The organism is Allobosea sp. 01N443 (genome assembly GCF_056399325.1).
In genome coordinates this window covers 1-6,235 of record NZ_JBFTRC010000308.1, presented here as the reverse complement: position 1 = coordinate 6,235, position 6,235 = coordinate 1, and the positions used below count along the sequence as shown (strand labels likewise).

5 protein-coding genes and 2 pseudogenes are annotated in these 6,235 nt (G+C 58.5%); 1 reads left to right on the top strand and 6 read right to left on the bottom strand.

Annotation, left to right across the window (positions count from 1 at the left end; all coding sequences use genetic code 11):
* Positions 1-182 precede the first annotated feature (182 nt).
* The 6 genes and pseudogenes from AC1DRP_RS35305 to AC1DRP_RS35280 all read right to left on the bottom strand — a co-directional run bounded on the left by AC1DRP_RS35305 (position 183) and on the right by AC1DRP_RS35280 (position 4,627).
* A complete protein-coding gene (locus AC1DRP_RS35305) occupies positions 183-974 on the bottom strand; it encodes a metallophosphoesterase (RefSeq protein ID WP_476770979.1) in 792 nt (263 codons plus the stop codon).
* Positions 975-1,363: 389 nt separating this feature from the next.
* Positions 1,364-2,401: an HAD-IA family hydrolase gene (locus AC1DRP_RS35300; protein WP_476770978.1), complete on the bottom strand. Its 1,038-nt coding sequence runs from the start codon at positions 2,399-2,401 to the stop codon at positions 1,364-1,366.
* Positions 2,402-2,534: 133 nt separating this feature from the next.
* Positions 2,535-3,290 (bottom strand): metallophosphoesterase, encoded by a 756-nt coding sequence (locus tag AC1DRP_RS35295; RefSeq protein WP_476770977.1) that lies wholly within the window; start codon positions 3,288-3,290, stop codon positions 2,535-2,537.
* Positions 3,291-3,556: 266 nt separating this feature from the next.
* Positions 3,557-3,688 (bottom strand): annotated as a pseudogene (locus tag AC1DRP_RS35290) (DUF2384 domain-containing protein); the annotation flags it as partial.
* A gap of 218 nt (positions 3,689-3,906) precedes the next feature.
* A pseudogene (locus AC1DRP_RS35285) lies at positions 3,907-4,083 on the bottom strand (Txe/YoeB family addiction module toxin); the annotation flags it as partial.
* Between the two features lie 202 nt (positions 4,084-4,285).
* Positions 4,286-4,627: a DUF2958 domain-containing protein gene (locus AC1DRP_RS35280; protein ID WP_476770976.1), complete on the bottom strand. Its 342-nt coding sequence runs from the start codon at positions 4,625-4,627 to the stop codon at positions 4,286-4,288.
* A 303-nt stretch (positions 4,628-4,930) separates the two neighbouring features.
* Between AC1DRP_RS35280 and AC1DRP_RS35275 the strand changes: the two genes are divergently transcribed.
* The gene (locus AC1DRP_RS35275; RefSeq protein WP_476770975.1) at positions 4,931-5,764 is read left to right on the top strand and encodes a metallophosphoesterase; all 834 of its coding nucleotides are present in this window, start codon (positions 4,931-4,933) and stop codon (positions 5,762-5,764) included.
* Positions 5,765-6,235 lie beyond the last annotated feature (471 nt).

Below are 6,235 nucleotides of genomic sequence, written 5' to 3'. Positions count from 1 at the left end.
CTACTGGAACGTCGTTGCACACGTTGAGGCACCCAACCCGAACATCATCATGAGGCGCTCGACCTCGGAAAGGACCATGACCCCGGCGATGACCGCGCGAAATCGGAGGTTGACAGCTCCCCGCAATTAAAGGGCCGAAACACAGTACTGTCAGCACGAGCGCCCCATAGCCCTTGGATTGATCAAACCTCGACGACGCAGCCGGGATCAAACCATGGATTCTCGCGATCGCCATTGCGGTTGGGGTAGCCAGCTTGATTGGCCAGGATGCGCGTCCGACCGACCTTGTAGTCATGTGACCCATGATCATGGCCGTGGATCCAGAGCTCAGGCTGGTATTCCTCGATCAGGGCGCCGAGGTCCGATACGAAGGCCGGCGACAATTCGCTCCCCTGGTGCCTCGGTTGAACCGATTGCGGGTGTGGCGCGTGGTGCGTGACCACTACCGTAGGACCATCGTGCGGCTTCCCTAGCTCGCTACGGATGAACGCCAGATCGAGCCGATGCTCAGCCGCTGCATGCCACGGCATAAAGCGGCTGTAGTGACCGCTTTCCTCCCGGTAGCGGATAAGGCGGTGATCGTTCAGCTCCTGCCCGGCAAAGACCATCGACGGCTTGGGCGTCCCGAGAAGGCGGTAGTCCGTCCAAAGCGTACAGCCGATGAAGCGGACCTGCCCGATCATAACGGTGCGGCGATGCAGTAGATGGATGCCGACCTTGTCAGCGAGGTCGCTTCCAGCGGCCAGGCTGCCCTTCATCTCGCTCTTGTAGAACTCGTGGTTGCCAGCGACGTAGACGATTTCGCGGTCACGGAGCGGCCCGGCTTCCCGCTGCTCCACCATCCACTCGAGCGCAGCACTGATCGGCTTGTGCACATCGCCGGCGAAGACCGCGACATCAAACTCCGGCATCGGTTTGGCGAACAGGAACGGACCGAATTCGAGATGCATATCGGAAATCACCAAAAGGCGCATCCTGCCCTTCCTCATCTATCTGGCATTGTTGGCGGAATGCGCCTCGCTTCAGCCGCCTGACGCCGAGGAGCGCTACGCGATGCGCTTGGACCCAGCAAGCTGCAGCCTGCGGCGTCCACACGCGTTCGAACGCTTTATGACGCAGTCTGAAAGCTTTCCTGTAGCGTCCACCCGCGCTCGAACGCTTTATGACGCAGTCTGAAAGCTTTCCTGTAGCGTCCACCCGCGCTCGAACGCGTTATGACGCAGTCTGAAAGCTTTCCTGTAGCGTCCACCCGCGCTCGAACGCGTTATGACGCAGTCTGAAAGCTTTCCTGTAGCGCCTACACGCGTTCGAACGCTTTATGACGCGTTAGATCGCGTCATAAAGCACGCACGTGCACGCGCATTCAAACATGGCTCGGCGCAACCGCGGCGCGTTCAAGGAGCTCGTTGACAGGTTTCGGAGCCCCGGGCGCCGTTCCCTGAGCAAGTCCGGATTCGAATTCGTCAATGTGCATTGCGAACAATCCAGCCTTCCGCGGGCCTATTACGTCTGCCTCGATGCTGTCCCCGACGAAAAGAACCTGATGCGGCTCCAAATTGAGCCGCTGGCAAACGAGCCGATAAATCTCGGCTTGAGGTTTCATCAGGCCGACCTCAAACGACAGAACGACCGTATCCGGCGCACCAGGCAGGCAATCGAGCAAAGCGTTCGCGTATGGTGCAGCGAGATTGGAGCAGACGCCAATTTTCAATCCGAGCTGCCCCAAGGTGTTCCAAATGGCATCGATTCCCGGTCGTAGCCGTGTCGAGGCGGTTTCCGCCAACAAGTCAGCCTCCAACTCGGCAAGCCGCGCATCGTCTGTGATCGTCGCAAGATCCTGGGCAAGATCGCGCAGGCTCATCGGAGTTGTCAGCGCTTGGGTTGCCGCCTTCGATGAAGTGGCACTGCCGATGAGTGCTCTGAACGGCCAGCGCTTGTCTTCAATTTCCACAAGTGTCCCGAACCCATCGAAGCAGACAGCCTGGATCTGCGGCGTAGCGTCCTGCCAGATCAGATTTGCCTCTGTGTATGGCGTGAAGTTCTCGTCGACCGCGTTTGGCGCGATCCCCGCACCCCATCTAATCGCTGCGACGTAGCTCCGCACAGCAAGCTGGTCGTCGAGTGTGCCGCTTAGAAGATCCAGGGCTGTCCGCCCGTTGAATGGCGCCGTCTTATGGTCATCAAACAGCCAATCCCTTTGTTGATCCGGTGATGCGAAAAGATGCTGCAGATCCGCATAGAGACCCAGAAGCGCAGAGATCCGCATCAGGACAGCAGTTTCAAGGACGAGTGATCCGTGTGTGCGCGCGATGGTCGACCAGTCGTGAAACTGAGCCGCGTCGCACTGCAGAATCGCGAGCCGGTCGGCCGAGGACAATTCCCAGCGGTCCGCGATGTTCAAGAACGTGCGGAGTGCCGGCGCGCTTACGCGAGCTCGTTCCTCAGGTGACCTTTCCATCAATGTGCTCCCAGCTTGCCACTCAGAGGAGACAGAATAGCTGATTTGCGGACGTCAAAGTTCGAACCGACCCGGCTTAGTTGGCGACCTCGACCACCAGGCTCTCGTCAAACGCCGAATTGGAGAACAAGGCTCCGGCTGGATTGCAGAGGATCCGTGTTCCGCCTGGCCGGCGCATGTCGATGCTGTGATGAACATGGCCGTGCACCCACATCTCGGCGCAGCCAGAATCCGTCAGCTCGGATAGGTCAGACGCACAGTTTCCGGCGATCCATTTTCCGGTGTCGGCCGGCGCTACGCAGGCAGGGTGCGGAGCGTGATGAGTTACAACCACGCGAGGGAAAGAGGTCTCCTGGTCTATGAGATGTCGCAAGCACTCGCGACTTGAGTGATGCAGCTGCTGAGCATCCTGAACGCGAAAGGGACGCTCCCCCGTTCCGTCGCGAAACCGAATGTCCTCACCAGTCGGCATTGTAGCATCGATGGCTCCTGCCAGACTGTAATCGGACCAGAGCGTAGCGCCGAGAAACTGCACGCCCTGGAGGTTGGTTGCGTCGCCCTCGAGCAGTGAGATGTCATTGGCTTCGGCAGCGCGCCGAGCGGCGGCGATCGTCGCACTCGGTTCGCCTCGCCAATGCTCGTGATTGCCGAGCGTTGCAATGACGGGCCTGTCTCCGGCCAGGTGGCGCAGGAATTGGAATCCGGCCGGGATATTCCCCTGCCAAATATCGCCGGCCGACACCAGGACATCGAACGCCGGACGGGGAGGAGCGAATGCCGAAGGAAATGGGAACCCTTCAAGATGCAAATCGGATAGAATCCAGATTCTCACTGCGCTCTTCTCTCATGGTGATTGCTTGGAAGATCCCGCCACCGAACGCATACCCGTGACAATCGAGCTACGATTCTCCGCAGAGGATCTCACTCGCATTGATCGGTCTGCCAAATTTGAGGGTCTTGAACGGGCCGAGTTTTTACAACGCGCCGCGACAGTCGGCGTAAAAGAGGCACTACGATCGTCTGAAATCGCCCAATCTTTTGACGGAGGCCGCGATGATTGAATGATCTCTGTAAGGGTAATTCACTCCATCAGCAGGTTTATGCATATACCCCTGCACGCACCGCCTCTAAATATTCTAGAACGAGATTTGCTTCACCCCCGCAAACGAGATCGTACGCTGTTTTCCCTGAGTACCCCGGAATAGGTTGGTTCTTGAACCAGTTTATGGCTTCTTTTTTGGAGCCCCGCGATTTCAACAACTATTTTAGTAATATCGTCGATCAGTTTGACCAATTCGCTCTGAGGCGCGCCAAACTGCTTAGACAGCCGGTGGATGGACTTCTTGTCGATCACTGCCAGATGACCCCTAACTCTCAGGCGCGTATCGTTCCACTTTATACATTCTTAGGTATCACGGGCCCGTCTACCTGCCCTCGCGGACGCGCCATCAGTAGTGATATCGGCACTGCGCGATCATTAGACCGCCCTCACTCGGCCGATAGACCAAGCGGTGCTCCTGTGTGATCCGTCGCGACCACCAGCCCGACAGCGGACCGCGCAACGGCTCCGGCTTGCCGGTGCCATTAAATGGCGTGCGCATGCATTCTTTGATGAGCCCGTTGAGCGAGCTCCCTGGTGATGAGCATTGGCGCATGTCCGTCACCCTGTCGAGCATGGTGGCTAGGTTCTTTCGCAGGTCGGTGTAGGACGTTGTTCGCATCTCGCTATTGTACTCAATTACGTACGTTAAGCAAGCGCGGTGCGATCGGTCGGGCCACCGCCCTCCGACCGGCCAGGACTAGTTTGAAGCTGCAAATCGCCGGCAGCTAGGCTGAGTGCTCGGCCAAGTACTGGTTTAGCGTCTTCTGAGCCCGCCAGTGCTGATCGATCTCGACGCGGAGATCTGCTGGACCTTCCAGCGCAGCAATCTCGGCCAGACTGAAGTCGCCGAGCTCCGCCTCATCCGAAAAAATTGCGAGCCCAAATAGGCTGTCTCGATCGCGCGGGTTCATTTCAGAGACGAGCCACGTAACCGGCGCCCATGGCAGGAATAGCTTCAACACCGGCGTCGGATCAAAACTCTTGTCCTGGCGGCTCCGATGCCAATTCGAAGTCAATGCCTCCTGAATCTCCTGAGAGATCGCAATCATTTCCGGGCCCTTTGTCATTTATGGGGTTTACCTCGCCGAGGAAGTCAGCCCGAGCTCGCCAAGAAGTTTGCAGCTGCAAACAATGAGCGGCGCCCCCAGCCTGTGCGCATCGACTGCGGTCGCTCTATGCCGGCGGCGTTCGCACCAAAAGTTTGCAGCTGCAAACTTTTGGTGGCAGGGCTTCTGTCGAACCGGTTGTTATTACCATTCCTGCGAAAGTGGTAATAACCGGGCCGCCTCTTCAATCTCCGCAAATTCTGCGGCGATTCTCTGGTCTAATCTCCGCAAGTTGGAGATAATGTCCAATAGCGATCGATTATCATGCCTCTCACCTACGCCATCGGCGACGTGCACGGTCGCTCCGACCTGCTTCAGGCTATCCTCGACTTCGTGGAGCGCGACGCCGCGCACAGGGGAAGGCCGCCCCGGATCGTGCTCCTCGGCGACATCGTCGATCGTGGCCATGACAGCAAGGGGTGCCTCGACGTTGTCGGTCGCCTTCTTGCAGACCATCCGACGTCGGTATTCCTCCGCGGAAACCACGATGACTGGTTTCTCCGCTACCTCGAGGGTGATCGGCGCGAAGTCCGCACCTGGTTTCACAACGGCGGAATGGAGACCCTCGACTCTTACACGAATCTCGACGTCGACGAGGCGAGGCGGCTGATCCTTGAAGATCATTCGAGCCACCTCGGGCTTCTCCGGCGTTCCTCGTTGATGATCGACGACGGACCGTTCGCGTTCGTGCATGCGGGGATCAGACCGGGCGTCCCGCTGGGTGACCAGAGCGCCAAGGACCTGATGTGGATCAAGGAACCGTTCTTTTCCCATCACGGCAGACTGGATCGCGTCATCGTGCACGGCCATTCGGTCATTGAAGAGGGGCGTCCCATGGTCACCGAAAATCGAATCTCCATGGACACCGCTGCGTGCTGGTCGGGTAGGCTTTCGGTGCTTGTGATCGACCAGGAAGCGGGGGACCTCTCGTTTCACCAGAYCGACGGTGACCGTCAATCAGTCGTGGAAGTCGAGCCGGTTCGGAACGACCGCGGGCTGGGGACGGTGCTCGATGACCTGTCCTGGCTCGGCGGCACGAGTCGCGACTACACATCTCGGAGGAGTTGGTGCTATGGGCTCGGATCAATCGACGAGTAAGACCGATAGGCTCGACGCTGGCCTCATCACATCCGAATGCCAGATTGATCCGGTAGCCTTCCCTATCTCGGCAGCCGGATTCATCGCAGCGCCCGATCCTGCCAAGGCGCGCGGGTTTCCCCACTAAGCCTGGAATCTATGCCTCAAGACGCCCGCCGACCTAAATATCAGCGTCGCACGGCGGCAATTTCGACGGAATCGCAGCATTTTCGCTCGAAATCGATCTGCCCTCAACTGATCAACGCTCAGGTATCCCCCTGAAGCGCGCGGGTTTCCCCACTATTGCGCGCGGGTTTCCCCACCATGAGTGCTCAGGCAATCGATAGGTCGCGCCCAGGTCCGCCATGTCCAAAAACGAGCGATTTCGGACGCCCTCCCCGCTACTGTCCGTAAATTAGCTTGCGATAATTCCGGACATGTCCGATTCTCGCCATACCCTTTTCGGACGGAAATCCATGTCTCGCACCCACC

Bases quoted from the DNA above. Each gene is read 5' to 3' on its own strand.
- AC1DRP_RS35305 (WP_476770979.1), bottom strand. From the start codon at position 974: ATGCGCCTTTTGGTGATTTCCGATATGCATCTCGAATTCGGTCCGTTC.
- AC1DRP_RS35280 (WP_476770976.1), bottom strand. From the start codon at position 4,627: ATGACAAAGGGCCCGGAAATGATTGCGATCTCTCAGGAGATTCAGGAG.